The sequence below is a fragment of the Thermospira aquatica genome, assembly GCF_023525255.1.
GTDB classification, from domain to species: domain Bacteria; phylum Spirochaetota; class Brevinematia; order Brevinematales; family Thermospiraceae; genus Thermospira; species Thermospira aquatica.
Genome location: NZ_CP073355.1, coordinates 2,103,863 through 2,129,628, shown reverse-complemented (window position 1 = coordinate 2,129,628; position 25,766 = coordinate 2,103,863). Strand labels below are relative to the sequence as shown.

Here is a 25,766-nt window from a genome sequence, read left to right as displayed (position 1 = left end):
GATGATGAAAAATTGGTTTACAATATTCTGTGTAGTGTGTCTTCTTGCTCCTTTGTCGGTATGGGGGCAGAGTGCTTCAGCGCTTAAACTTGTCAAGGTAGCAGTGGTTGATTTCGATCGGATACTTCAAGCGTATCCTGGTTATGAGGATATTCGTCAGGAGGTGGCAAAAAAACGCCAAGAGTATGATACTCAAATCCAGGAAAAAAAGAAAGTGATTGCGACGATGGAAGAGGAGTATAAACGGCTTTATATGAGCCTCTCTGCTGAAGAAAGAACCCGCCGAGAGATAGAAATTGATGCAAAAAAGCAAGAACTTGCTGAATTTACCATAGAGGCAAACAAGACACTCGATGCCTTGCGTAACGATCTTACGAGAAATATCTACAACAAGATCCTTGTTGTGATTCAGAAAATTGGAAACGAGAAACGCTACACATTGATTTTGACAAAGGAAACTACCGGGCTTCTTTTTTATGATAAAAGTGTCGATATTACAGCCAATGTGATCTCAAGAATAAAGGCGGAGCAAAGTTTGGGTGAACGTAACTAAGCTAAAGGTGCGAATTCCTGCTTCTTCTCTTTCCTGCTATCAGATTGTCTTTGGAGAGAATCACTGGCAAAAAACGGTGAAGGATTTTGTTTCTCGCAAATCTTATAGCCATGCTTTTGTTCTTACGGATGAACAGGTTTATCGTCTCTGGAAAAAAGAGATAAACTTTTTTTCAAGAGATGTAATTGTTATCCCTGCTGGAGAATCCTCCAAAACCATTGAACAAGCCGTAAAGGTAACAGAGAAGCTTTTGGAACTTGGAGGGGATAGAAAAAGTGTGTTAATAGCAATGGGAGGAGGGGTTGTCGGGGATCTTGGAGGGTTTGTAGCATCAATGTACATGCGAGGGATTGATTTTATTCAAATTCCTACGACTGTCCTGGCTATGGTGGACAGTTCTATCGGAGGAAAAACAGGTGTTGATACCTCCCGCGGCAAAAATCTCATCGGTGCTTTTCATTTTCCTTCACTTGTGGTAACTGATACGGCTTTTCTGCGCACGCTTCCCGAGGAACAAAAAAGAAATGGGCTTGTGGAGATGGTAAAACACGCACTCATAGCTGATGTTTCGTATTATGACTTGCTTGTTCACAGTGATTGGGAAAATATGGATTGGTCTACTCTTCTCTGGAAAAGCTGCTTTATAAAAGCCTCAGTAGTGGCAAAAGATCCTCGAGAACAAAACCTCAGACAGATTCTGAACTTTGGTCATACGCTGGGGCACGCGATTGAGCATGTTTTGGCGTATGAGTTGCTCCATGGTTTTGCGGTAGCATGGGGGATGCTCGGCGAAGTGTATATTTCTATGCAGATGGGCTTATTAAAACCTTCGATTGTGGAAAATATAGCAAATGATTTCCGAAGATTAAATATCCTGCAGAAGCCCAACCTTATCCGTACAATAGACTGGAAGGATCTTGAAAAACCTCTTCTGGCTGACAAGAAAAACACCTTAGGACAGGTGAAAATGGTTCTTCTTCAACGCCCTGGCGAGGTGGCAAAGAACAAAGGTGCGTATAGTTTTCCCGTCCAGGGAAATCTTATCCAAAAAGCCGTAGAGTACCTGCAGAATATAGCGGAGGAAATTGATGAAGCTTGTTGATCTTCACAGTCACACTCTCTGGAGTGATGGAACACTGATTCCCTCTGAGCACGTTCGCCGTGCCATTGTAAAAAACTATGAGGCTCTTGCTATCACCGATCATGCTGATGCTACGAATATAGAGATCCTCTGTAGGGAGGTTGTTCCTTTTGCCCGACGTATGAATGAGAAGCAGGGAGATATCGTGGTTCTGGCAGGCATAGAGTTGACCCATGTCTTGCCTGAGGAGATTAAGGATCTGACTGAATATGCAAGAGCCCAGGGGATACATGTTGTTGTCATGCATGGGGAGACGATAGTAGAACCTGTTCGGCCTGGAACAAACAGGGCAGCTATTCTGGCAGGGGTTGATATTCTTGCCCATCCCGGGATAATTGCTGAAGAGGATGTAGCTCTTGCTGCAGAACGTGGTGTTGCTCTGGAGATCAGCTATCGCAAGGGAAACTGTTTGGGAAATGGCCGTGTGGTAACTCTTGCGAAAAAATACAAAGCTCCGCTTGTTATTAATTCTGATGCCCATGATGTTGGAGACTTTTTGACGCCGGAACTCTGGGAGGCAGTAGGAAGAGGAGCCGGACTTACCGATGAGGATATCGTTTGTGTAAGAGCCTATACTCGAGAACTTGTTTCTCGAGCTATCAAAGGAGCTTCTTGATCATGAGAAAAATACTACGCCTTTTTGATGAGCTTCCTGATTCGTTGCGCTGGATTATCGAAACTGTTGAACAGGCTGGTTTTGAGATTTATATGGTTGGTGGTGCGGTGCGTGATATGCTTATTGCGGGCGGGTATGAAAAAAGCTACAAGAATTTTGATTTTGATTTTGCGACGAGTGCTCCACCGCAAGAGATCATAAAGATTTTTTCTCGTGTACAACACCCACAGGGGAAAGAACATTTCACCGTTCCTACAGGCATGAAACACGGAACCATTACTCTTATTATTCGTGAACCTGTAGAGAGTTTTGAGATCACTACCTATCGTATAGATGAGGAATACCTTGACGGAAGAAGACCTGAAAGCGTTATCTTTGTACGATCATTGGAAGAGGATCTGGCGCGGCGGGATTTTACTATCAATGCCATGGCCTATCATCCGTTTCGTCAAGAGCTTATTGATCTTTTTGACGGAGAAAAGGATATTCAGAACCGACTTATTCGGAGTGTGGGGGATCCGCTGGTAAGATTCCTTGAAGATGGTCTTCGCCCTATGAGAGCCTGTCGTTTGAGTGCAAAGCTTCATTTTGATATTGAAACAAAGACTTTTGAGGCTATTTCTCAGGCTATGGAGAGTATAAAAAAGGTGGCGATGGAACGCTTTCACGATGAGTTTTTGAAGCTACTCAGGACGGAGAAGCCTTCTATTGGTATAGAATGGATGCGAAAATCTGGTCTTTTGGAGTATCTGATTCCAGAACTCCTTGAAGGGTATGGTATGGAACAGAATGAGTTTCATCGTCATGATGTTTACTACCATAACCTCTATGCTTGTGATTTTGTTCCTCCTGAAAAACCCCTGGTGCGAATGGCCGCTCTCTTTCACGACATTGCAAAACCGAGAGCAAAAAAATTTGCTGAGACTGCAGGGCAAGGCAATGTCTTTTACAACCATGAGGTTATAGGGGAAAAGATAACCAGACGCATCTTAAAACGTCTCAAGGCAAGCAATCAGGAGATCGAGTGGGTGTGCAAGCTTGTTCGGCTGCATATGTTTTATTATACCCATGATTGGACGGATGGAGCTGTTCGTCGATTTCTGCGGCGTTTTGATGGTGATGTGGCATTCTTAGAGGATCTGTTTTTGTTACGAGAGGCAGACAGACTTGCCAGTGGTACCAAACAACGGACAGCTGATATTCTCGAGGATTTTCGCAAACATATCCAAAGGATTCTTGAGCAAGAAAATGCTCTCAAAGTCACCGATCTGGATATTAATGGCTACGACCTGATGAACACCTTTGATCTGAAGCCGTCACCAATTATAGGAAGAATTTTAAATTATCTTCTTGATATTGTTTTAGAACATCCCGAATACAACGAAAAATCGAAACTTCTTGAGCTTACCAGAGATTTTTTGGAAGGCAGAATCATGCATCTGGCCATCTCAGAATCTGAAGAATACCCGGTAAAGGATGAAAACTTATGAGAAAGTTTCTATTTTTTATGTTTGCTTTATTTTCTCCTGTTTCTTTGTTTAGTGCCGAACTTTATGGATTACCTCGAGAGGTTTTTGTGAAACGCTTGAATGCTCGCGAAATAAACAATTATCTCCTGGAACAGGAGAGGCTTTTGGCTTCAGGCAAGACAAACTATCAGACTCTCTGGCTGATATCTGCTGGCTATTACTACCAGGGAGAGTTTTACCAAACTACGAAAGAGAGTCGTAAACGGTCTTTTACCCTGGCGAAAGATTATGGACTTATGGCAACTGCCTTTAATCCTCAAGGAGCTGAGGGATTCTACTGGCTAGCAGTTGCTTACGCCCTCTGGTCGAAGGAGAATGGAATTCTTGATAGTCTTTTCTATGCCGATGATGTGCTTGAGGCGCTTAATCGCTGTATAGAACTCCAGTCAGATTATTTTGATGGGGTTCCCTGGGCAATGAGAGCTCTGGTGTATGATCTTGTTCCTGGCTGGCCATGGTTTGGAGATAAAGAGAAAGCTTTTAGGGATATTCAGATTGCTCTCAGATATGCCAGAGGAAAAGTGACAGAACGAACAGTGTTAGGTATCTATGTAGATATACTCACTCGAAACAAACGTTATATCGAAGCCACCAATGCGCTGGCACAATTTACCAATATTCCCTGGAATAGTGAATTTGAGCTTGAAGAAAAAAGAGCTTTTCGAGATATTTCCAACAGTATTGAGATCCTCAAAGCAAAAAAATACTGGCAGTAGTATTCTTTACTATCTCCTTATCTACACTATACCCAGGAGTTCGTATATCCTGACATAACGGTCAAGATAAGGATACAGATCAAGTTCTCGTACTATCACCTTGTCTTTTACCTTCTGATAGGTAAACTCACTCATAATGATGTTTGTTTTATAGGTTTTATTTTCATCCTGCAATTCTTCCGTGAGAATCATGGGTTCTCCAATGGCGGTGTAGTTTTTCTTTTTCTGAGAACCAATATTTCCCACGGTGATGACACCCGTATTGAGGCCAATACCTATGTTAATAGGTTGTTTTCCTTCTCTTATGAGATTTGCGTTGAATTCTTTGAGTTTTTCTACCATACGCACAGCCGCTGTACAGGCCTGAAGGGCATGATCTTCGAGGGGAAGGGGAGCACCCCAGAAAGCGACGATAGCATCTCCAATATATTTATCCAGAGATCCTCTGGTTTCAAGGACAATATCTGTCATCTGGGAAAGATACACATTGAGAAACTCGATAAGCTCGGTGGGTTTCATGCCCTCAGAAAGGGTGGTAAACCCACGAATATCCGAAAAGAGCATCGTCACTTCTCGTTCTACTCCACCGAGTTGTACCAGCGAAGGATCCTCCACGAGAATATTTACGAGATCAGGGCTTACATAACGGGAAAAAGTATTTTTAATAAGCCTCTTTTCCCGTTCTTCTGTGATGAGAATATAGACTTCGCCAACAATCAGATAAAAAATACCTGCTATGAGTGGTAAAAATGTTGCAAATATCCATCCAAACTTAAAAAGGGTTATACCAATACCTAGAGGAAGGAGGAGCGCAAGAACAAGAGCAAAAATCGTGGTTTTTAAGCCTCGTAAAATCATAATCTGCAGGATGATGAGCCACGAGATAATAATCACAAGTTCTATCCACCAGGGAACATCAGAGAGAAATTCCCTGTTCAGAATCGTTCCGACTCCATAGGCAAGATGATCGGCACTAAACATGGAACCCATAGGTGAAGCAAATTTATTGGCAGCTGTTCCTTCAGAACGAACACCAAAGATAAGAAGAGTTTGTCTTGGCAATCCTGCCCGGAAAATATCTTTCAGCGATATATTTCTCAGGTACTGATACTGTCCCTGACTTTTGTAATGAATTCTCATCCTGTAGTGTTTATCTACAGGAATTACAATATCCATTGTTTTTTCTTTGAGTTGGGCCTGAGGAAGAATAACCTTATTGGGGAGTATTTTTACTGTTTCCGGTCGAACACCGGTATATGCCAGAACCATCATCAGGACAGCCGAGGGATAGACGACATTTGTAAGCGTATCTCCCTTTTTGTAGGTTACAGAGGCAAAGAGAGGTACCTTATACATGACATCTTCTTCTCCTTCGAGATTCAGGTAACCGAGGTAAGTTGTGTTACGGGTATAGTCAGAGGGTGGGGCTATATAAGAACTGTAGTGACTCAAAACCTCTGGATAGGGGAAAGGTATCTCAAAAGCCTTCATTGCTTGTGCATCATCACTTTCATAATCAGGATATTCTCCAGTATCTTCGAGCCGGAAATCCATCCCTATTGGTATGGGATATCCCTCGAGTTTCTTTGCAAATTGTGGGTCAGGTTTTTCATAGAAAGGTATATTAAAAAAGAGGGAACGAGGTCTTCGTGTCGGTTCTTGCTGGAGAAAATGATCAAGTACAGAAATCCAGACCGAAGAAGGAAGGGGGTAACTTTTGTATTCTTTGATGGATTCTTCATCCACTGAGACCAGATAAATCAATCGGTAAAATTCTGATTGTGTGGCCTGACGTTGAGCCATACCCTCAGCGGTAAGAGAGCCGCCCCGTGCCGCAAAGATACCATAGCGCAAGTTTAATGACACACGTTCTATACGGTGAAGAAAATCTTTCCAGCCCGCCAATGACCATTTTTCAGGAAGATAATAGACTACAATGAAAAAAATAATGACAAGAAAATTTATCAGACTAAGAATAAAAACCTTTTGTTTGTTTTGTGGTTTTTTCATATATCACCCCTCATTTCAAGTCCCAGAGTTCATAAACCCTGACAGGTTCGCTTTTACCTTTCACTCGTGTGAGGTCCAATTCTCGTACGATCACCTTGTCTTTTACATGGGCGTACGTGAACTCTGATATGATGATCTGGGTATGATAGAATTTGTTGAGGCCCTTAATACGTGAAGCAAGGTTTACAGAATCTCCGATAGCCGTATAATTCTTTTGTTTGTCTGAACCAACATTTCCTACCACTGCCTTACCTGTGTTGAGTCCTATATTTACCACCACAGGTTTTAAACCTAGCTTTTTCTGCTCTTCGTTAAAGAGCTTGACTTTTTCGAGCATAGCAAGAGCTGTCTGGCAGGCTAAAAAAGCATGTTGCGGTTCATCCAGAGGAGCCCCCCAAAAGGCCATGATCATCTCTCCCATATATTTATCAAGTGTTCCATTGGCTTCTATAACCATGTCACCCATAAATCCAAAATATCGATTCAAGAATTCGACAATTTGAGGAGCCGAGAAACCCTCGGTGATCTCATGGAAATTTTTAATAGAGGAAAAAAAGATAGTAATTTCTCTTTCACTTCCTCCTAATTGGAGAATATCAGGCCTTTCAATAAGCAGATCAACCAGCTTGGGGTTAAGATAACTGGAAAAAGTTTGTCTGATGAAGCTTTTTTCCTTACTTTCTGTTATAAGCACATAAATTTGACCAAAAAGCAACACAAGTACACTATTAAGAAAGGGTAAAAAGGTAATGATACTCCAATCCCCAAAAAAACCTCCTAAACCAATGCCAAATGGAAGAAAGGAGAACATAGCTCCAAAGGTTAAAGAAACAAGTTTTCCCCGAGCAGCAAGTACACCCACTATCATCACAAGGAGTACCATATAAAGAATCTCAACCCAAACAGGAAGATACTTGAGAAAACGATTTTCATACATAGTATATAGTGCATAAGCGATATGCTCAATCCCGTACATTTCACCGACAGGTGAACGCCAGATATCGTGTGTTCCGCTTCTTGAGTACATTCCTGTCAAAAGGATAGCATCTTGAGGGAGAGATGTTTTTTTTATATCAGCAAGCGAGACAACCTTAATCTCCCCTTTACCAGAAGGAGCGAGATAATTAATGCCTATGTATCCCCTTGTACGTGGTATAAAAGGAATAAAAATTTCGCGAGCAGACTGTTGAAAAACCACATTTGTGATACGTATTCCCTCAGGTGTCCATACCACATTTGATATATTAGCATTGACAAGGGAAAGAAACAGACTGAGATGGATCGAAGGGTAATAAACATTCGTAATATCTGACAGGCTGTTACTTTCACTCGTTTTCTTGTAAAAACTTGATATAACAGCCGGGAAAAATCTATAAACACTCGCATTATCACTGAAGAAATTAGCAGAGCCGGTCGCATCCACCGATTGTATCAGAGAGGGTAAGACTAGCACCTGTTTCGTATAATGAGAAACCTTTTCATAAGGAGGAGAACCAGGGAATTCAAAGATTCGCATACTCTGGACATAAGGGCTATCGTAGGGGAGAGCATCTCTTTGCACAAGTTTGTGAAAATAAGGATCTTCCGCGTTGAGATTTACCGCTGCTTGAGAAAGTTCAAGGATAAAGTCTATGGCAAGTTTCCCCTGGTATGCCTGAAAAGCCTTGATCAAGTTGGTATCACTGGTTGGATTTCTCGATGGATCAGAAAACACAATATCGAAGAATACCAGTTGGGGTTTTTTTCTTTCCGGAAGACTATTGAGATAATTCAGGTAATCAGCCCATACCTGTCTATCAAAGGGAAAACTTCCTCCATATTTTGCTATAGCCTTATCATCGATTGCAACGATAACAAGTCTATCAAGAATGTTTGATTGATGTTTTTTATTAAACCATGAGGCAAGCTTATAACGGCTTTGAAAACGCCAGTGAATTGTCCTGTCTTCAAATCCTTTGAAAAAGGCATTGATTGACTTATTTTCACCATAGTATAGCACACTTGAAAGGACAACAAAAGAGATCCCCAATCCTATAATGATGAAATATTTAAAGAATTTTTTTATTTTTTTCATGAGGCCTCATCCTCCTTTTTGAGTTTGAGGATAATGCCAGCCAGAGGAGGAATTGTTAAAGAAAGCGAGTACGGTTTACCTTGCCAGCCTATATCATCAGACCAAACTCCTCCCGCGTTTCCAATATTTGCCCCTCCATAAATTTCAGAATCAGAGTTGAAAATCTCTTTATAAAATCCGCGCGCAATGGTTCCAATTCGATAATTGTAATGAGGAAGAGGTGTCATATTGAGGACAACAACAACGAAATTTTCTTTACGATCACGACGGAGATAGCTTATGATGGAATGGTCAGAATCATAAAAATCTATCCACTCAAAACCATAAGGTTCTGTATCAAGTTCATAAAGAGCCGGTTCATTGACATAGAGATGGTTGAGATCTTTGACGAGTTTCTGGAGTTTTGCATGAGGTTCATATTGCGTGAGATGCCAATCAATACTTCGAGCTTCACTCCATTCCTGCCATTGACCAAAATCCTGTCCCATAAAGAGAAGCTTTTTCCCGGGGTGAGTCCACATGTACGTGTACAGAAGACGGGTATTGGCAAATTTTTGCCAGACATCCCCCGGCATCTTATCAAGGATGGATCGTTTACCGTGAACCACTTCGTCATGAGACAAAACGAGAATGAAATTTTCACTGTACGCATACACCATGGAGAAGGTGATGGTACCTTGATGGTACTTTCGATAGATGGGATCTTTTGAGAAATAAACAAGGGTATCGTTCATCCACCCCATGTTCCACTTGAATTCAAATCCAAGCCCTCCTACATAGGTTGGACGGGAAACACCACCAAAAGCTGTTGATTCCTCTGCAATCGTTGTGGTTCCTGGAAATTTACTGTATACCAGTTCGTTCATGCGTTTCATAAAGTCAATAGCTTCCAGGTTTTCTCTTCCCCCGTAGATATTGGGAACCCATTCACCTTCTTTTCTTGAATAATCAAGATAGAGCATGGAAGCCACAGCGTCAACACGTAATCCATCAATATGGTATCTGTCGAGCCAAAAGAGAGCGTTGGAAATGAGGAAGTTTCGTACTTCATTGCGACCATAATTGAAAATATACGTTCCCCAGTCCATATGCTCACCTTTTCTGGGGTCTTCGTGTTCATAGAGGGCTGTTCCGTCAAACCTGGCCAGTCCGTGGGCATCCTTGGGGAAATGTCCTGGTACCCAATCAAGAATGACACCGATGTTATTCTGGTGCATATAGTCCACAAAATACATAAAATCATCGGGTGTACCAAAACGACTAGTAGGCGCATAATACCCTGTAACCTGATATCCCCAGGAACCATCAAAGGGATGTTCGGCTACAGGCAAAAGCTCTACATGGGTATACCCCATTTCTTTGACATAGTCTGCAAGCTTATGAGCAAGATCACGATAGGAGAGAAATTCATTGGTTTCGGGAATGCGCATCCAGGAGCCAAGATGCACCTCATAAATACTCATGGGTTTGTGAAGGTTCTGGGATTCTGCACGTTTTTTGAGCCAGGCTTCATCATGCCAGGTATACTTATGGATATCCCAAACTCTCGATGCTGTTTTGGGTCTCACCTCAGCATAGAAACCGTACGGATCTGACTTATCCAGAATATGGTGATGTTTTGTTTTGATTTGAAACTTGTAGTTCTCCCCTTCACCAATACGTGGAACAAATATCTCCCATACTCCTGAACTACCACGAACACGCATCTGATGGCGACGATTATCCCAGGCGTTAAAATCACCCACAACAGCAACAGCACGGGCATTGGGGGCCCAAACTGCAAAAAGAACTCCTTTTACGCCATTGACTTCCATGATGTGGGCACCAAGTTTTTCATAAATATTCTGGTGAGTTCCTTCGTTAAAAAGATGGAGATCGAAATCCGTGAGAACAGGTGGAAAAACATAGGGATCTTCTGTTTCATGCAGTACACCATTGTGGTACTCAATCCGAAGGAGATAAGGGAAAAATTCTCGAGCATCCTCAAAAACATACTCGAACATCCCGTTATAATGAATGGGTTTCATTTCATAAATTGTTTCTTTTTTGCCCTTTTTAGAAAGGTCCACGATCTGAATAGATTTTGCTGCAGGATTGAGAACACGAATAACAGAAACGTCCTTCCCCCCCCAGTGAATCTTGTGAAATCCGAGGACATCAAATGGATCATGGTGATCAAAATGGAGAAGTTTGTTGAGCGTGTCTTGTGAGATTGTGCCTGGCATAGTGCCTCCCTTATTCTCTAACTGTTTCTTATATCATAAGGCAATTTTTATTTTATGCAAGGGGTTAAAGAAAAAAATTATTTCTTCCCAGAAGAGGGGAAAATAATCTCAAAGATTGTCCAGTGGTTTTCCCTCTGATAGGTAATTCTGGCTCCATAGAGAGAGAGGAGTCTTTTGACAACATAGAGACCAATTCCCATGCCCGTTCCCGGTCGGGTGGTAAAAAAAGGCTCAAAGATGTATTTTTCTTTTTCTGGTGGTATACCAGGACCGTTGTCCTTTATGCAAAGGATAGAGTTTTCCTTATATTCTTCAGTTTCTAGGATAATAATTCTGGGGGGATCCTGGGATTCAAGGGCATGAATAGCATTGGAAAGCAGGTTTGTTATAACCTGGTTTAGTTGAATGGGGTGAAAAGTGACTTCGAGATCAGCATGAACAAGGTGTTTTTTTACTGTAATCTGAGCAACATTTAGTTTATCATGCAATACGTCTAAACTTTCTTCAATTACGGAGGCTATTTTGACTCTTTCTGGTTTGATAGAAGTTGTAGAAAGGGCTGCCTGTTTCATCCCTTCTATTATCCGATCTATTCTCACCACCCGCTGGGAAATTTTTTTCATATTTGCAAGGATTTCTTCGTAAGGGAGCGCTTTGCCATGGTTTGCCCAATACACAGCACTTTCACTGAGAAGTCGGATAGACTGCAGAGGTTGGCGGATTTCATGGGAGATAGCACTCATCATCTGTCCAAAGGTAGCCATGCTTTCTGCCTTTTCCATGAGAAGTTTTTGATCAGCGAGTTTTTTCTCAGTATCAAGATGATGTTCCCACTCCTCGTGTCGGTGTATAGCCTGAGCAAAAACCTCGGCGATGATCTGCATGGTGATAAAAAATGAGCGTTCAAGGTGCTTTCGTGTGTACCAGAAACAAACAAGTAGACCAAAAAGCTTTTTTTCAAAGTAGAGAGGGAAAAGGGTGGCGCTTTTTATGTTGTTTTCATCCCAGAATGAATGAAAACGTTCGGGAAGTTTCGTTTTCTCTCTCAGGTAGATAACCGAGGTAAGGAGGGATTTTTCTTCTTCAGAGAGAGTGTATTTCAGAGGTTCCTTGCAAAGATTATCTTCATAAAAGAAACACGATATCTGTTGTAAAAGAGAAGAGGTGCCTTCTTCATAACGGAAAATAAGAACTCCATCTATTCCAAAAGAAACGCGAATGAAATCCGCCAGACCAGAAAGTTCTGGAAAAGGATCCAGCGTCTCGTTAATCTTTTCAAGAATATAACGAATAATTGTCTGGTAGCGCTTTTGCTGCTGAAGTTTTTTCAACCGGGATTCAAGCATCTTTTGCTGATGTTTTTCGAGGGTGATATCATAAAGAATTCCCTGGGTTCCTACAATAATTCCGGATTGGCTTACTAGGGGAACGAAGGTGATCCTTCCCCAGCGAATAGAGCCGTTTTTGTGCTGGAAGGAAAGCTCATACACCTGTTGCGTAAAGACACGCTGAAAAACAATATCCTCTTGAAACATCTGAAAGAGTTGTTTTGAAAGAAAAAGAGACTCCTCAGAGACGAGGTTTATTACAGGAGTACCCAGGATTTCTTCGGGGAGGTATCCCAGAAAACGCTCAACAGCCTTATTGACAAAGGTGAGTTTTCCTTCCGAGTCTATTTCAAAAACAACATCGGGAAGCTGGTTGATAAAATGTTCGTGGCGGTATAGGGTTTGACGGAGCTCTTCTTCCACCTGTTCACGCTGTTTTATTTCTAGTTGAAGTTTTGTGGTAAATGCATCAAGTTGTTTTTCCGAGGCGATTCGCATGAGTGCCAACTCTACAGTAGATAACAGTCGCTGCTCGTCTATGGGTTTGGTAATGTAACCATAAACAGGAATATGCTGGAAACGTTCATCTGTGGGGTTAAAAGCGACACCTGTGAGAAAGATAAAAGGAATAAAAATGACCTTGTTGACCTCTTCTGCGAGTTTTATTCCATCACCCTGTTTGTCAAGGAGGATGATATCTGATACTACAAGATCTGGTTTCAGATCGATAATCTCTTCTTTTGCCGGCTGGAAACTGGCACTTGATCCTATAACATCATGATTTTTTTTGAGAAAATTTTTGATATAGAGACTAACAATTGCGTCGTCTTCGACAATATAGAGACGTGCCATACTTCTCCCCCTTTTTTTATCGGTAAAGAAACAGAAATTTCTTGAGTTATGCGTTGTCTATTTTAATATGATTTTCAAAGAGGTATTCATCGATAGAAATACTGTTAATCTTGACTTGTTTGGTTTTGAGAAAGTTGTAGGTTTTTCTTTCTATGCTTCGGATAGGGTTGTTGTAGATGTCTATACGCTTGAGGTTGGGTAAAACCTCGAGATTGGCGAGGCGGGTGATCTGGTTATAGCTTAACCAGAGGATCTCGAGATTTTTAAGGTTTTGAAGGTTTTCGATACGGGAGATACGATTGTTGTAGAGGGAGAGTATTCTGAGCTGAGAAAGTGTTTCGAGATTTTCAATTTTTTGAATATGGTTGTTGTGAAGATAGAGGCACTGGAGGCGTTTGAGATTCTGAAGGTTTTCTATTTTGCTTATTGAATTGTCGTTGAGGGCAAGCCACTCGAGGTTGACCTGATTGTTGAGCCCTTGAATTTCATTGATCTGGTTGTGGGCAAGGGAAAGCCAGACGAGATGAGTGTTTTTTTCGAGATTTTCAATGAGAATAATATTATTGAAAGAGAGGTTGAGTTCCTCGAGTTCTTTGAGCTTTTCAAGATTTTCGATCTTACTGATCTGGTTGTGGTCGAGATGAAGGGCTCTCAGACTTGTGAGTTTCTCGAGGTTCACGATTCGGGTAATCTTGTTGTAACTGAGAAAAAGTTCTCTGAGATTGGTAAGTTTGTAGAGATTTTCAATGCGGGATATGCGGTTTTCGGAGAGCCAAAGAGCTTGAAGTTTTAGAAGGGTATCCAGGTTTTCTATCTGGGTGATTTCGTTTCTTCTGAGGCCAAGTTTTTTGAGGTTAATGAGGTTTTCTAGTCCCTTGATTTCTCGAATCTGGTTCCCTGAAAGACTGAGTCTCTCGAGATTAACAAGAGTATCGAGACCTTCGATTTCCTGGATTCTGGCGCTAGCAAGATTTAATACCCTGAGATTAACGAGGTTATCAAGATAGGCGATTTTGTCTATCTGTGTGTTGGAGAGGCTGAGGATTTTAAGGGTAATGAGATTTTCTACTGGTTTGAGACTGTCTATGGAAGGATCCATGAGATTGATTTCAGTAACATCAATTGGATATTCGTGAGAACCTATTTTCACAGAGTTGGGCATTTCTACACGGATATTGTATTTTTTAACATACATTTCGACATCACCAATCTCTGCTCGGCAGTGTATACTTAATTGTGTCTGGTAGGAAAAAGATAACCTCCTGTGATAATATAAATAAAACTATCACAGGAGGCCAGATATGATTGAGACGAAGAATATTTTAGAGCTATTCAAACCAATTGTCAAGGAAGTATTAGAGAGTATGTTAAAAGAGGAAAGAGAGATTTACCTGGAAAACAATCCACCCACAAAAGGCAATGGCTTTTACGAAAGGGATTTAAAGACAGCTTTTGGCGAGCTTACAGCCATACGTGTTCCAAGAACAAGGGATAATGGATTTAAAAGTGCCCTTCTTCCCTATCGCAAACGCATCACAGAAGACTTAGATGCATTAATCAGGGCTATGTTGATATCAGGAATGTCAACAAGGAAGATAGCAGAAGTTTTAAAAGAGCTTTATGAAATAAAGATTTCTTATGCTAACATCTCAAGGATAAGCCAGGTAGGCATAGAAGAGATTCAGAAGTGGCGTAGTCGCCCTCTCATGGAAGAATATGCCGTGGTATTTCTGGATGCTATGGTGTTTCCTATCAAGAGAGATAGGGTAGAAAATGAATCAATATATGTAGCTATAGGCATTACACCTGAGGGAAGACGGGAGATTTTAGGATACTACCTGCCAGGAGGCATGGAAAGTGCTTATAACTGGCGGGAAATTTTGCTAGATATAAGAGAAAGAGGTGTCAAACAGATTCATTTTATTGTCTCTGATGGCTTAAGTGGTATGAAAAACGTCATCACAGAGATATATCCCCACGCAAAGTATCAGCCCTGTGTAGTCCATGTCATGAGAAACATACTGGCTAAAGTGAGAGTTCAACACAGAAATATCATTGCCACTGAAATAAAAGAGGTATTTCATGCCAAAGACAAACAGGAGGCAGAACAATTGTTTATGAAATTTATACAAAAATGGAAAAATATCTATCCCAACTTAATGAATAACCTCTTGACAATAAGAGAGAATATATTCACTTACATGGAATTACCTGAAGGAATACGAAGCATGGTGTATACAAACAATGCCCTGGAAAGACTCTTTAAAGAACTTAAAAGGAGATTAAAAACAATGGAAATGTGTCAAAGCGAGGCTTCAGCTGAGAAATATCTTTACCTGTTATTAAGATACCAAAATGAGAAGTTCTTAAAAAGAAAGTTAAAAAATTGGGAGTATTACTTTCAACTCTATCGTGAGCAACACTCATACACCAAAGAAAATATTCACAGCGAGGTTATCCTATGACTAGACACAATTTTCTTGACACAATGCTCTGCTCCCCTATCATTCATAAAAATAACACGCTTCTGGTAAAGAAAATCATACGTATTTTTATCTATACTTTTGATGGGATTTCCGTCTAAATATAACAACTCAAGGGAAGGAAGAAACTCAAGACTCTGGATACGGGTGATACGGTTATGATCCAGATAGAGCCATTTGAGTTTCGGGAGACGAAGGTTTTTTATTTCATCGATTTTGTTGTAGGAGAGTTTGAGTCCGATGAGATTAGGAAGATTATCCAGACCACTGATTTCGGTGATATCATTGTGATCAAGCCAGAGTCTTTCCAGTCGTTGAAAAACACTCATGTCTTCGATCTTTGTTAGTCCCATATGGGAGAGGAAAAGTTCACGGGATTCGGATGAGTAGTACTGATTGGCAATCGGTATCATTTTCATGGTATATACTCCTCTCCGTCTTGTGAGAGACCTAACACAGATCGCTCAACGTCAAGAGAAGTTTGGTGAGATTTTCGAGATCATCGATACGAATATACTCCTTGAGAGAATGTACCTCTTCCATTCCAACACTCAAATTGACGGCAGGGATACCATTCTGGTTGTAGATGTTGGTGTTACTACCACCACCTGTCCATTCGAGACGTGGTGTGATCCCAAGGGTGTGCATGGCTCGTGAAGCAAGCTGGATAACAGGGCTTGAAGCATCATATCGAAAACCGATGTATACCCTTTTGAAACAGACATTTACATCTTCTGTTTTTCTTACAAAAGATTTACGGCGAACAAGTTTTTCTATGTGTTTTTGAAGCTTCTGACAATCACTTTCTCGGTGGGAACGGAATTCTCCCTGAATGTGGCAGAGATCAGCAACAATGTTTGTTGCCTTTCCACCGTCAATGACACCTACATTGGCAACAGTATAGCGGTTTATTCTTCCCTGAGGTAACCGGGTAAGGAGATCCCCTGCGGCAACAATAGCGTTTTTCCCTGCTTCTGGTGCTATTCCAGCATGGCTTGCCTTTCCCGTGATGAATATCTCATACTGATATTGGGTTGGTGCTGCGACAATGATCCCACCCACTGGTCCATGGGAATCCAGAACAAACCCATAATCAGCCTCAATATGAGAAAAATCAAGATAACGAACTCCAACCAGTCCTACCTCTTCGGCAGAGGTAAAAATGAAAGTGATGTCACCATGTTCGCGGTGAATAAGCTCCTCGAGAGCAATAACCATGGCAGCAGAGGCGGCTTTGTCATCACTTCCCAGAATCGTTTGCCCGGAAGAACGAATAACCTCTTCCTCAACCACCGGGGTAATTCCAATCCCTGGTTCAACCGTATCGACATGGGCATCAAAGAAGAGTTTCTTCTTCCCGGGAACATTGGCATGGAGTCTGGCAACAAGGTTTTCCGAGGTATTCCCCTCTTCGGTGGTGTAGGGGAGGCGCTCCACAGTTATCCCGAGAGACTTCAATCGGTTTTCGAGGTAATCAAACATCTTTTCTTCTTTAAAAGAAGGGCTTTCAATTTTAACCTGCCTTACAAATTCATCAACAACCCGACGACGAATATCATTCATACCATACCTTAACTTATGATTTTTTTTAGGGAATGCGTTTCCATTCTTCGGCACTTATATAAGGTTGAATATCCTGAACCACATCTTCATCGTGAACAACGTTCCAGCCGTATACTTTTCCTTTGAGGGTATTTTCATCAATAATCTCGAGGATGGAGTAGGCTCGAAGCGCTTTAGTTTGCACAAGTTGCTGGGCTATCTTTTTCGGGAGCCAGTTTATCAGGTATTGAACATTGTAATCTTCTTCAACGATTTTGACCGTTTTTTCGTTGAGATAGTGGACGGTGATGGGAATTTCAGCCCCATTCTTGGCAACAATACGGCCTTTTTTACCGGTGATAACGATAACAGCCCTTGTTCCTCGTTGCCATTTACCATCAAAGTTAATGATAAGTTTTATCTTTGCTTCTTCTTCTGCAGAAATCTGGGGTTCTTCTGGTTGGAGCTGTTCTGGTTTTACTTTTTTCTGACAGGAAAAAAAAGAACCCGTGAGAACAAGTAGAACGATGAACAATCCATACATCCTTTTCATATGATCTCTCCTTGTTGTAGGTAGGTTTGAGCCAGGAGAATGTCTTCAGGAGTGGTAATTTTGATATTCCATAGCTCACCATTAAATATATCGACAGAAATGCCTTCTTTCTGAAGTAATTGACTATCATCCGTCGTGTCAGTGATGCCGTTCTCTCGAGCTTTTTGATGGGCTTTGTAGATGGTCTCAAAATGAAAAAATTGAGGGGTCTGGATGATAACGAGATTGGTTCTATCAATGTAATGAGAGATTCTGGCATGGTGGACATAGGCAACCGTTTGATGAACCGGAAGCACAGGAATAGCCGCTTTCCCTTCTTTGAGTTTTTCCCATCCTGTTCGGATGAGATTCGGTGAGACAAGAGGGCGGGCTCCATCATGGATGGCAACAACCTCAGGAGAGACCTGGGCCAGTGTTTGAAGACCAGAGTATACAGATTCCTGACGGGTTTTCCCTCCGTGGGCAATGAGGATATCCTCCCTCCAATGGGGCAGAGTGTACAACTCATCTATCCAATCAGGATGCGAAACCACACAGACAACATCACTCTCTTTTGAAAATACGTCAAGACTGTAATCTAAAATGGGCCTTCCTAAAAGTTCAACAAATTGTTTTGGTTTTTCTGCACCAAAACGGCTTCCAACACCACCAGCAAGAAGGATTACACCCCGTTTCACGGGATTCATGGTTACTGCTGAGGGGGAAGAGTGTTTTCAGCAGGGAGGGGAGCCGGAGTTTCTGCTGCAGGGGCTTGCTCAGTTGAAGTGACAGCAGGAGGAACTTTGGGGGTTCTTGGGAGATGAAGGTAGGCAAGTCCAAGAGAAGAAATAAAAAAGATAGCTACAAGCCACTTGGTAAAGCTTACCAGTACTTCACTCGTTTTGGCACCAAAAGCCCCGGCTGCAAAATCACTCCCAAAGAGTCCAGCCTGAGCCCCACTTCCCGATTGCATAAGAACGACAGGAATGAGGAGAAGAACATCTACCACGAAAATAAAAAAAAGTAACCCGCTGAGAAAAGCCGTCATTGTATATTTCCTCCTTTTTCTCTTAATAACGCATAAGGGTATAAACAGGGCAGGAGAGTTTTTCCTCTCCCTTGAGGGCATCGAGAACGACAAAAAAGGCACATTCCACAACCTTCCCACCAAGAGCTTCCACGAGGCGGATAATTGCCTGACACGTTCCTCCTGTCGCTAAAACATCATCCACAAGAAGAACTTGTTCCCCAGGATAGATGGCATCTTTGTGGATTTCCAGGGTGGCAACACCGTATTCGAGGGCATAACTTTCTGATATCTTTTCTGCAGGAAGTTTCCCTGCTTTACGAACAGGAACAAACCCTACGCCAAGGGCATAGGCAAGGGGAGCTCCAATGATAAAACCTCTGGATTCAGCAGCTACAACTTTGTCTATTTTTTTGTTCTTATAATGATTTACAAGTTCCTCTATACTATTATGAAAAGCTTCTTTGTCCTTCCAGAGGGTGGTGAGGTCTTTGAATTGAATTCCCGGAACAGGAAAATCCGGAACGTTGCGAACGTACGCCTTGAAATCCATAACACTACCTTCCAGAAAAAGATATAGGGTTATTATACAATAAAAAACTCAAGAAAGCAAACTTTTTGCTTGTCTTTTTTTGTTTTTTTTCTCTATAATAAAAATGTCTAAAGGGTAAAATAATATTTATTTATAAGGAGGACTCTATGAAAAGAATATGGATACTCTGGATTCTCCCGTTGTATTTTTTTGCAGGTGAGAGTAAAAATCAGATTCAATGGCTGAATGCGGTTTATTTTCCCGGTCTTGAAACCAAGGTGGTTGTTTCTCATGAAGAAAAGATTCCTTTTTTACGGGGAAATGGCTTGTTGACGAAGGATAACTCTTTGACATGGAGATTGTTTGGAGAAATCTCTCCTGTCTCGGTGAATGGTGGTGCACAGGTAAGTATTTCTCCTCTGGCGGTATTGGTTTTTACGGCCGGAGGGAAAATCGGTACAGGGTGGACACTCTTAAATTTTGTTGGACTTGCGCTCAATCCGCTTACGAACACCAATCATATCCAGACTCCCACGCCTTTTGGTGGAGTTGTGGCGGAGGGTTGGATATCGGGGGCTTTCCAGTTTGATACAGGAGCTATTATTCCTGGCGATTGGAGTCATGTACTTGTGTATGCGGAGCAAAAGCTCAATTATCGTATGCTCAGTAGTGCTGATGATGAAACCCCCTGGTTGTATGAGGCTGACAAAGGGCAGAATTACAATGGTTGGAAATATCTCACTACAACGGTTCTTGCTTATCAAATGCCTCTCTGGTTAAAGAATGTCGGTTTTCTGGCGTCGACAACTTCTCGAATCACGAAAAAAGATGTTTCTCCTATGAAGGATAAAGGCTGGGCTTCTGATTTTACTGAATGGGTTTTCGGTCCTCTGGCGTATATGGAGTTTGGGCAACATGGTTTGACACTTCTTTTTCAGTGGTATACCGAACCTCAGTTTGAGAGTAAGGATGGACACTTTACTTCCTGGCAGTACAGAGAAACTCTTATTAAGCCTTATCGTGTAGCGTTGAGTTATGCTTATAGTTTTTAGGGGGGAGATTTGCTCTCAAGGATAGACAGGTCACTTTTGTATGCTGTTCTTTTTTTAATGGTACTGGGAATACTGTTTGTCTTTAGCTCGAGTTCCTATTTTTCCCTCCGTTATACGGGTAATATCTATACGTACGCGATGAAGCAGATGTTTTTTGTGCTTTTAGGGTTTGGAGTTATGATCTTTATGGCTCGGTATGAATACACTGAGCTTCGTCGATGGATAAAACCCATCGTATTTTTGACGTTTTTTCTTCTTTTGTTGGTGTTTGTGCCGGGGCTTGGGAGTGTCAGGGGAGGGGCGAGGCGCTGGATCAGTTTGGGTTTTTTTGATATGAATCCTGCAGAGTTTGCAAAACTTGTTGTGGTGATTTATCTTTCTTTTATTCTGACAAAGAAACAGCGCAAATTAGGGGATTTTACTTTTGGATTCCTTCCTCCTCTTTTGATTGTGACAGCGATGTTTTTTATCATTTTGATGCAATCCGGATTTTCTATTGCGGTTCTTTTGCTTATGGTGGGGATGGTGATGTTTTTTGTGGGAGGAGCCTCTCTTAAACATCTTTTGAGTGTATCACTTCTCAGCCTCCCTGTTCTGGTAGCTTTTGTGGTGAAAGTAGCCTATCGCAAGGCGAGAGTTCTTTCGTTTCTCAATCCCTGGAACGACCCTTATGGCAAGGGCTATCATCTTATCCAGTCGTATCGGGCTTTTGCTAATGCTGGCTGGTTTGGAAAGGGTTTGGGAAACTCCACTCAAAAGATAGGGGCTCTTCCTACACCGCATACCGATTTTATTTATGCGATTATCACCGAAGAGATGGGGCTTGTGGTGGCACTTTTACTTCTTGGTGTGTATCTTTTTATTTTTCTTCGGGCTTTTCTTATCGCCAAGCGTATCAAGGACCCCTTTGGTCAGCTTCTTGGGTATGGAATTGCCTCACTTTTTGGTTTCCATGTCCTGCTCAATATAGGGGTAACCACGGGACTTTTCCCTCCAACAGGGGTGAGTTTGCCATTTGTAAGCTATGGTGGATCTTCGCTTCTTATGTTTTCCTGTGCGATGGGGATTCTTTTAAACCTGAGTGCTCACGGAGATGAGGTACATGCAACAGTAAAGGAAGTGCAACGAAATTTTGACGAGGCATTCGATTAGCTTATTTTTTCAAAGCTTTGAGGAGAAAATGGAGAAAAAGCGCACCTCCTGTTACGGTAAACACTATCGTAGTTGGTTTGATGTTTTGCAATGCAAAAGGAATTTGCCAAAAGGAAATGGGAGAGGTTTTAGAGGATTTTTTTGTTTCTTGAGGAGTAAAAAATTTTCTTACCTGTTCCATGATAGATGGTGCAGTGGTTGATGTTTTGGCCGACGACGTGGCTTTCTCTTGTTGGACGGCGGTGGTGGTTTTTGTTTTTGTTTTAACCTGGGGAGTAGAGCGAGTTTGTTTATTCATCTCACAACTTACGAGAAGTAAAAGAGCGCATAAAAGAGACATCGCTCGATTCATATACTTTCCTTGTTTTTTTATTTTTATCGGTTGATGAGTAGAGAAAATAAAATTTTCTAGCTCGATCATAGGTTGGTTTTTGAAAAAAATATTTTTTATTTGACGAATTTGGATTTCTCTCCTATAATACTCATCATGAAATACCTCGGGATATTTTTTTTGTTCTTTGTCTCTGTGTGGGGACTGGATGATGCTCCGCTTATGGAGACGAATGTTTCCCTTGTGGAGGGGGAGATTCTCCCTCGTATAAGGGTATCACATCCTCCTGAATTGCCTAACACCTATCTGATCAAAGGGACAAATACCCTGCCTTTTACTGAAAGTACCTGGCGGCGGTATGACGTGGTGTTTTTTGTGGCCATTCCTATTTCATTTTATCTTATTATGAATGTTCTTATGATTAAGAACGCATATTTCTATCAACAAGAAGGAGCTTTTCTCTCAGATACTGATTGGAATTATATCTATCTCTCTACTTTTTTGATTCCCCTTTTTGCAGCGTATTATGATCAGGTTCATTATCGTCAGTACCAGGGCTCTTTTCAAAAATTTCAGTTGACGATCCCTCTCTATCAGACAGAGTTTTGACTATGAAAGTGCTGGTTGTTAACTGGAGAGATATTTTTCACCCGGAGGCAGGGGGAGCAGAGGTACATATCCATGAGCTTTTGAAAAGAAAACCCCCCGATTGGGAAGTGGACTTTCTTAGTGCGAGGTTTCACGGTTGTCAAACTCTTGAAAAGACACCGTGGTATACAATTTATCGTCTATTTTCAAATTTCTTTTTAAACTTTTCTTTTTTTTGGTGGTGGCAAACACAGGGTAAACAAAAGTCGTATGATCTGGTTATCGACGATATTTCAAAGATTCCTCTTGCGACGCCGTGGTATATTAAAGAGGTGCCTGTGGTGGCTCTTATGCACCATATTCATGGTAAAAGTCTCTATACCATTCTTCCCTGGTATCTTGCTACCTATGTTTTTTTGATGGAGCGATTTTTTCTAAGGGCGTATGTTCGTACACCTCTTCTGGCAGTTTCTCCAAGTACCACCAGAGAATTGCAAAAGCTGTATCCTTATCAGAAGCTTTCCGTGGTTTACAATGGAGTATCCCTTGCTCCTATTTCTTTTGAGACAAAAATAGCTGAAAGGGAGAAAGTCCCCTTGGTAGTGTATCTCGGACGGTTAAAGTCGTATAAACGGGTGGATCATTTTCTCAGAATGGCTCACAGGATTCATGCTTCTCATCCTCAGGTGAAATTTGTCATCGCTGGTCAGGGAGAAGAGAGGGAAAAATTGGAAAAACTTTCAAAGGATCTCGGGCTTGAGGGATGTGTTGAGTTTTACGGTTTTATTGATGAAGAAGCCAAACAAGCCCTTCTTCGAAGGGCCTGGGTGATGGTTCTACCCTCTGAGAAGGAAGGATGGGGAATAGTGGTGATCGAGGCGAATGCTCTTGGTACCCCTGTTGTGGCTTATGAAATTCCTGGACTAAAGGATTCTATTCAGCATGGAAACACAGGGTTACTTGTGGAGAATGGCTCTATTGAAGCTCTGGTTAAAGCGGTTGAAAAGCTTCTTGAGGAATCTTCTCTGTGGGAAGAATTTTCAAAAAAAGCTCTAGAATGGGCTGCTCGCTTTCATTGGGATGAGATGGCACGGGATTTTTATGCTCGGATAGGTGAAATAGTGGAGGAATTTCATGGCAGAAAGACACTTTGATGCCCGGGCCCTTGGTTTTCACGAACTTCTCGAAGAATTTGCTCGTTCTGCCCGATGTGAAACCACAAAACAAAAGATCCTCTCTCTAGTTCCTTATGGGTATGTTTCTTCTCTTCAGGATGATTTTGAGACACTTTCTGAGTATATTACTCTTGCACACAAGGGTTTTACCTTTGCTTCTGAGGAACTGGTGGATATGGAAGAGATGTTTCGTAAGCTGGCACTGGAAGGAGCAATTCTCTCTCCTGAGGAAACACTCCTCTTTCGCAGGCTTTTGACGTTGCTTGAAAATAATATCCAGCTTTTCCAAGAGGTTCAGAGAAACCAGGAGGTTTATCCCCATCTCTACAGTTTGTGTGCTACACTGGAAGATTATCCTGAAATGAGACGAACCATAGATGGTATTCTTTCCCCTGAGGGAGAGATCTTTGAAAATGCAAGTCCCCATTTAATCGAGATACGGGAAAAAAAACGCAATTTGCGAAAAAATATTCAGCAAAAACTCGAGACGTTTATTGCTGATGAAACGGTTCAGGGATATCTCCAGGATACGTTTGTCACTGTCAAAGAGGGGAGATTTGTTCTTCCTATTAAAACCTCCATGAAAAACGTCTTTCAACGGGAATATCAAGCTATTCTTCATTCCTATTCTAAGACAGGTGAAACGGTTTATATGGAACCGGCATTTATCATTGATGCCAATAATGAGATTCTCGAGATTGATGAACTTGAACTCCAGGAGATGTGGCGTTTGATGGGTGAAATTACCGGTCTTCTTCGCCAGATTCAAGTGGGATTAAAAATAGTCTATGAGGTTTGTCCAATCTGGGAATGGCTCCACCTTCGTTTTCTTTACTGGAAAAGTGTGCAGGGAACGCTTCCTCAGGTAAGTGAAACCCCCCATATACATATTCGTGAGGCGCGTCATCCTTTTCTGAGAGAGAAGGCGGTGCCGGTAGATATTCTTCTTGAGGGATATCAATCACTTATCATTAGTGGACCAAATGCTGGAGGAAAGACAGTCTCTCTTAAAACTGCTGGGCTTTTGGTACTCATGGGGATGTGTGGCATCCCATTACCTGCCACAGAAGCACGTTTAGGGGTTTTTCATAAAGTTTATGCTGAAATAGGAGATGAGCAAAACCTGGAAAGGGCACTTTCGAGCTTCACAGCTCAGATAGTTTCTCTTCAAACCATCTGGGAAAATGCCGATAGTACTACTCTTGTTCTTATTGACGAGATAGCAAATAACACTGACCCGAGAGAAGGGGAAGCCCTGGCCAAAGCCTATCTTCAGGCCCTTCTGGCAAAAGGTGCTATGGTCATCATTACCACTCATTACAATGGATTAAAACAAATGGCTTATGAGGATCGACGTATCCAGAATGCTTCGGTAATGTTTGATAGTGAACGTCTTCTTCCGTTGTATAAGCTTCAGTACGGGGAATCTTCTATGAGTTTCGCACTGGATATTGCTCGTCGTCATGGTTTAGAAAAAAGTATTATCAATGCTGCGTCTCGTTATCTTGAAGAGATGCTTTCTCCGACAGAAAAACTGCTTCAAGAGGTGGAGAAACAAAAACAGCTCCTGGTTGCTAAACAACAAAAGCTTGAGAAACGAATGGCAGAGGTATTTCAGATGGAGCTTTCCTACCAGAAGAAATTAAAGGAACTCGAGGTCCGCGAGAAAACTTTAAAAGAGAAACAACTAGAAAAAATGAGCGAAGAATTGTCCACCCTGAGAGAAGAGATTAATCGTCTTCATGAAATGGTAAAAAAATCCCAACTTTCACCCAAAGATTTAGAAAAACAAGCAGACATTATCGAAAAGCGTATTCAGCAAAGTCAGAAATCCTTTTATCAACCTATAAGAGTCCCCCAGGTAGGACAAACTGTTTTTCTTCCCTCATTTCAGGCAAGCGGGGTTATTGAATCTATTCAGCGTGACAAAGCCAAGGTTCGCGTGGGTGGTATCTCGTTTATTGTGAGTCTTGAGGAGATTTATACATCAGAACAAGACGTGCCTTCTTCTCCACAGCCATCTCCTCGTGAGACTTTTTCTTTTTCTCAACATATGAAAACGTCGAACCTCTCTCTTGATGTACGAGGAAAAACAGTGGATGAAGCTTTACGAGAGGTAGAAAAGACTCTTGATAAAGCTCTTCTTGAGGGGGCAGCAGTAGTGTACATTATCCATGGGATGGGAGGAGGCATCTTGCAGCGAGCGATTCATGACTTTCTGAGACAACAGAAAAACGTCGCTTCCTATGAATTTGCTCCTCAGAACGAAGGAGGAAGGGGAAAAACTATTGTGCGAATACGATAAAAA

The 25,766-nt window shown here is 41.7% G+C and carries 22 protein-coding genes; 11 read left to right on the top strand and 11 right to left on the bottom strand.

Features of this window, described 5'->3' with window-relative positions; all coding sequences use genetic code 11:
- Window positions 1-4 precede the first annotated feature (4 nt).
- Genes KDW03_RS10380 through KDW03_RS10360 form a run of 5 tightly spaced genes read left to right on the top strand, consistent with a single transcriptional unit; the run spans window position 5 to window position 4,555 of the window.
- Window positions 5-553, top strand: a complete 549-nt coding sequence (locus KDW03_RS10380; RefSeq protein ID WP_271435006.1) for an OmpH family outer membrane protein — start codon at window positions 5-7, stop codon at window positions 551-553.
- Window positions 540-1,655 carry a 3-dehydroquinate synthase gene (gene aroB / locus KDW03_RS10375; protein ID WP_271435005.1) on the top strand — a complete coding sequence of 372 codons (1,116 nt, stop codon included), beginning with the start codon at window positions 540-542 and terminating at the stop codon, window positions 1,653-1,655. Before KDW03_RS10380 ends, aroB begins: the two co-directional genes overlap by 14 nt.
- Complete coding sequence (locus KDW03_RS10370; protein ID WP_271435004.1) at window positions 1,642-2,310, top strand: histidinol phosphate phosphatase domain-containing protein; 669 nt, start codon at window positions 1,642-1,644, stop codon at window positions 2,308-2,310. Before aroB ends, KDW03_RS10370 begins: the two co-directional genes overlap by 14 nt.
- 2 nt (window positions 2,311-2,312) lie before the next feature.
- Window positions 2,313-3,800 (top strand): CCA tRNA nucleotidyltransferase, encoded by a 1,488-nt coding sequence (locus KDW03_RS10365; RefSeq protein WP_271435003.1) that lies wholly within the window; start codon window positions 2,313-2,315, stop codon window positions 3,798-3,800.
- Window positions 3,797-4,555, top strand: coding sequence for a hypothetical protein (locus tag KDW03_RS10360; RefSeq protein ID WP_271435002.1), 759 nt, complete (start codon window positions 3,797-3,799; stop codon window positions 4,553-4,555). The genes KDW03_RS10365 and KDW03_RS10360 overlap by 4 nt, the downstream gene beginning before the upstream one ends.
- A 21-nt stretch (window positions 4,556-4,576) precedes the next feature.
- On the opposite strand, the gene KDW03_RS10355 is transcribed toward KDW03_RS10360, so the two are convergent.
- The 5 genes from KDW03_RS10355 to KDW03_RS10335 form a co-directional block, all read right to left on the bottom strand.
- The gene (locus tag KDW03_RS10355) at window positions 4,577-6,565 is read right to left on the bottom strand and encodes an adenylate/guanylate cyclase domain-containing protein (RefSeq protein ID WP_271435001.1); all 1,989 of its coding nucleotides are present in this window, start codon (window positions 6,563-6,565) and stop codon (window positions 4,577-4,579) included.
- Window positions 6,566-6,575: 10 nt separating this feature from the next.
- On the bottom strand, window positions 6,576-8,639 hold the full coding sequence (locus KDW03_RS10350) for an adenylate/guanylate cyclase domain-containing protein (RefSeq protein ID WP_271435000.1): 2,064 nt from the start codon (window positions 8,637-8,639) through the stop codon (window positions 6,576-6,578).
- Window positions 8,636-10,864, bottom strand: a complete 2,229-nt coding sequence (gene glgB / locus KDW03_RS10345) for a 1,4-alpha-glucan branching protein GlgB (protein WP_271434999.1) — start codon at window positions 10,862-10,864, stop codon at window positions 8,636-8,638. Before glgB ends, KDW03_RS10350 begins: the two co-directional genes overlap by 4 nt.
- 77 nt (window positions 10,865-10,941) lie before the next feature.
- A complete protein-coding gene (locus tag KDW03_RS10340; RefSeq protein ID WP_271434998.1) occupies window positions 10,942-13,044 on the bottom strand; it encodes an ATP-binding protein in 2,103 nt (700 codons plus the stop codon).
- 46 nt (window positions 13,045-13,090) lie between these two features.
- On the bottom strand, window positions 13,091-14,239 hold the full coding sequence (locus tag KDW03_RS10335) for a leucine-rich repeat domain-containing protein (protein ID WP_271434997.1): 1,149 nt from the start codon (window positions 14,237-14,239) through the stop codon (window positions 13,091-13,093).
- 106 nt (window positions 14,240-14,345) lie between these two features.
- On the opposite strand from KDW03_RS10335, the gene KDW03_RS10330 reads away from it, so the two are divergent.
- Complete coding sequence (locus KDW03_RS10330; protein ID WP_271434996.1) at window positions 14,346-15,509, top strand: IS256 family transposase; 1,164 nt, start codon at window positions 14,346-14,348, stop codon at window positions 15,507-15,509.
- Here the strand turns inward: KDW03_RS10330 and KDW03_RS10325 are convergent.
- Genes KDW03_RS10325 through KDW03_RS10300 form a run of 6 tightly spaced genes read right to left on the bottom strand, consistent with a single transcriptional unit; the run spans window position 15,488 to window position 19,181 of the window.
- Window positions 15,488-15,946, bottom strand: coding sequence for a leucine-rich repeat domain-containing protein (locus KDW03_RS10325; RefSeq protein ID WP_271434995.1), 459 nt, complete (start codon window positions 15,944-15,946; stop codon window positions 15,488-15,490). The two genes, KDW03_RS10330 and KDW03_RS10325, sit on opposite strands and share 22 nt — an antisense overlap.
- 31 nt (window positions 15,947-15,977) lie before the next feature.
- Window positions 15,978-17,090 (bottom strand): M20/M25/M40 family metallo-hydrolase, encoded by a 1,113-nt coding sequence (locus tag KDW03_RS10320; protein ID WP_271434994.1) that lies wholly within the window; start codon window positions 17,088-17,090, stop codon window positions 15,978-15,980.
- Window positions 17,091-17,115: 25 nt separating this feature from the next.
- Window positions 17,116-17,622: a hypothetical protein gene (locus KDW03_RS10315; RefSeq protein WP_271434993.1), complete on the bottom strand. Its 507-nt coding sequence runs from the start codon at window positions 17,620-17,622 to the stop codon at window positions 17,116-17,118.
- A complete protein-coding gene (gene ispD, locus KDW03_RS10310) occupies window positions 17,619-18,308 on the bottom strand; it encodes a 2-C-methyl-D-erythritol 4-phosphate cytidylyltransferase (RefSeq protein ID WP_271434992.1) in 690 nt (229 codons plus the stop codon). The genes KDW03_RS10315 and ispD overlap by 4 nt, the downstream gene beginning before the upstream one ends.
- A gap of 2 nt (window positions 18,309-18,310) precedes the next feature.
- Complete coding sequence (gene secG, locus KDW03_RS10305; protein ID WP_271434991.1) at window positions 18,311-18,649, bottom strand: preprotein translocase subunit SecG; 339 nt, start codon at window positions 18,647-18,649, stop codon at window positions 18,311-18,313.
- Between the two features lie 22 nt (window positions 18,650-18,671).
- Complete coding sequence (locus tag KDW03_RS10300) at window positions 18,672-19,181, bottom strand: adenine phosphoribosyltransferase (RefSeq protein ID WP_271434990.1); 510 nt, start codon at window positions 19,179-19,181, stop codon at window positions 18,672-18,674.
- Between the two features lie 146 nt (window positions 19,182-19,327).
- On the opposite strand from KDW03_RS10300, the gene KDW03_RS10295 reads away from it, so the two are divergent.
- The 5 genes from KDW03_RS10295 to KDW03_RS10275 all read left to right on the top strand — a co-directional run bounded on the left by KDW03_RS10295 (window position 19,328) and on the right by KDW03_RS10275 (window position 25,763).
- A complete protein-coding gene (locus KDW03_RS10295) occupies window positions 19,328-20,212 on the top strand; it encodes a hypothetical protein (protein WP_271434989.1) in 885 nt (294 codons plus the stop codon).
- Window positions 20,213-20,221: 9 nt separating this feature from the next.
- Complete coding sequence (ftsW, locus tag KDW03_RS10290; RefSeq protein ID WP_271434988.1) at window positions 20,222-21,364, top strand: putative lipid II flippase FtsW; 1,143 nt, start codon at window positions 20,222-20,224, stop codon at window positions 21,362-21,364.
- Window positions 21,365-21,875: 511 nt separating this feature from the next.
- Window positions 21,876-22,304 carry a hypothetical protein gene (locus tag KDW03_RS10285; protein ID WP_271434987.1) on the top strand — a complete coding sequence of 143 codons (429 nt, stop codon included), beginning with the start codon at window positions 21,876-21,878 and terminating at the stop codon, window positions 22,302-22,304.
- A gap of 2 nt (window positions 22,305-22,306) precedes the next feature.
- Window positions 22,307-23,437 carry a glycosyltransferase family 4 protein gene (locus KDW03_RS10280; protein WP_271434986.1) on the top strand — a complete coding sequence of 377 codons (1,131 nt, stop codon included), beginning with the start codon at window positions 22,307-22,309 and terminating at the stop codon, window positions 23,435-23,437.
- The gene (locus KDW03_RS10275; protein ID WP_271434985.1) at window positions 23,418-25,763 is read left to right on the top strand and encodes an endonuclease MutS2; all 2,346 of its coding nucleotides are present in this window, start codon (window positions 23,418-23,420) and stop codon (window positions 25,761-25,763) included. Before KDW03_RS10280 ends, KDW03_RS10275 begins: the two co-directional genes overlap by 20 nt.
- Window positions 25,764-25,766 lie beyond the last annotated feature (3 nt).

Bases quoted from the DNA above. Each gene is read 5' to 3' on its own strand.
- KDW03_RS10380 (WP_271435006.1), top strand. From the start codon at position 5: ATGAAAAATTGGTTTACAATATTCTGTGTAGTGTGTCTTCTTGCTCCT.
- KDW03_RS10370 (WP_271435004.1), top strand. From the start codon at position 1,642: ATGAAGCTTGTTGATCTTCACAGTCACACTCTCTGGAGTGATGGAACA.
- KDW03_RS10365 (WP_271435003.1), top strand. From the start codon at position 2,313: ATGAGAAAAATACTACGCCTTTTTGATGAGCTTCCTGATTCGTTGCGC.
- KDW03_RS10360 (WP_271435002.1), top strand. From the start codon at position 3,797: ATGAGAAAGTTTCTATTTTTTATGTTTGCTTTATTTTCTCCTGTTTCT.
- KDW03_RS10355 (WP_271435001.1), bottom strand. From the start codon at position 6,565: ATGAAAAAACCACAAAACAAACAAAAGGTTTTTATTCTTAGTCTGATA.
- KDW03_RS10350 (WP_271435000.1), bottom strand. From the start codon at position 8,639: ATGAAAAAAATAAAAAAATTCTTTAAATATTTCATCATTATAGGATTG.
- glgB (WP_271434999.1), bottom strand. From the start codon at position 10,864: ATGCCAGGCACAATCTCACAAGACACGCTCAACAAACTTCTCCATTTT.
- KDW03_RS10340 (WP_271434998.1), bottom strand. From the start codon at position 13,044: ATGGCACGTCTCTATATTGTCGAAGACGACGCAATTGTTAGTCTCTAT.
- KDW03_RS10335 (WP_271434997.1), bottom strand. From the start codon at position 14,239: ATGTATGTTAAAAAATACAATATCCGTGTAGAAATGCCCAACTCTGTG.
- KDW03_RS10330 (WP_271434996.1), top strand. From the start codon at position 14,346: ATGATTGAGACGAAGAATATTTTAGAGCTATTCAAACCAATTGTCAAG.
- KDW03_RS10325 (WP_271434995.1), bottom strand. From the start codon at position 15,946: ATGAAAATGATACCGATTGCCAATCAGTACTACTCATCCGAATCCCGT.
- KDW03_RS10320 (WP_271434994.1), bottom strand. From the start codon at position 17,090: ATGAATGATATTCGTCGTCGGGTTGTTGATGAATTTGTAAGGCAGGTT.
- KDW03_RS10315 (WP_271434993.1), bottom strand. From the start codon at position 17,622: ATGAAAAGGATGTATGGATTGTTCATCGTTCTACTTGTTCTCACGGGT.
- ispD (WP_271434992.1), bottom strand. From the start codon at position 18,308: ATGAATCCCGTGAAACGGGGTGTAATCCTTCTTGCTGGTGGTGTTGGA.
- secG (WP_271434991.1), bottom strand. From the start codon at position 18,649: ATGACGGCTTTTCTCAGCGGGTTACTTTTTTTTATTTTCGTGGTAGAT.
- KDW03_RS10300 (WP_271434990.1), bottom strand. From the start codon at position 19,181: ATGGATTTCAAGGCGTACGTTCGCAACGTTCCGGATTTTCCTGTTCCG.
- KDW03_RS10295 (WP_271434989.1), top strand. From the start codon at position 19,328: ATGAAAAGAATATGGATACTCTGGATTCTCCCGTTGTATTTTTTTGCA.
- KDW03_RS10280 (WP_271434986.1), top strand. From the start codon at position 22,307: ATGAAAGTGCTGGTTGTTAACTGGAGAGATATTTTTCACCCGGAGGCA.
- KDW03_RS10275 (WP_271434985.1), top strand. From the start codon at position 23,418: ATGGCAGAAAGACACTTTGATGCCCGGGCCCTTGGTTTTCACGAACTT.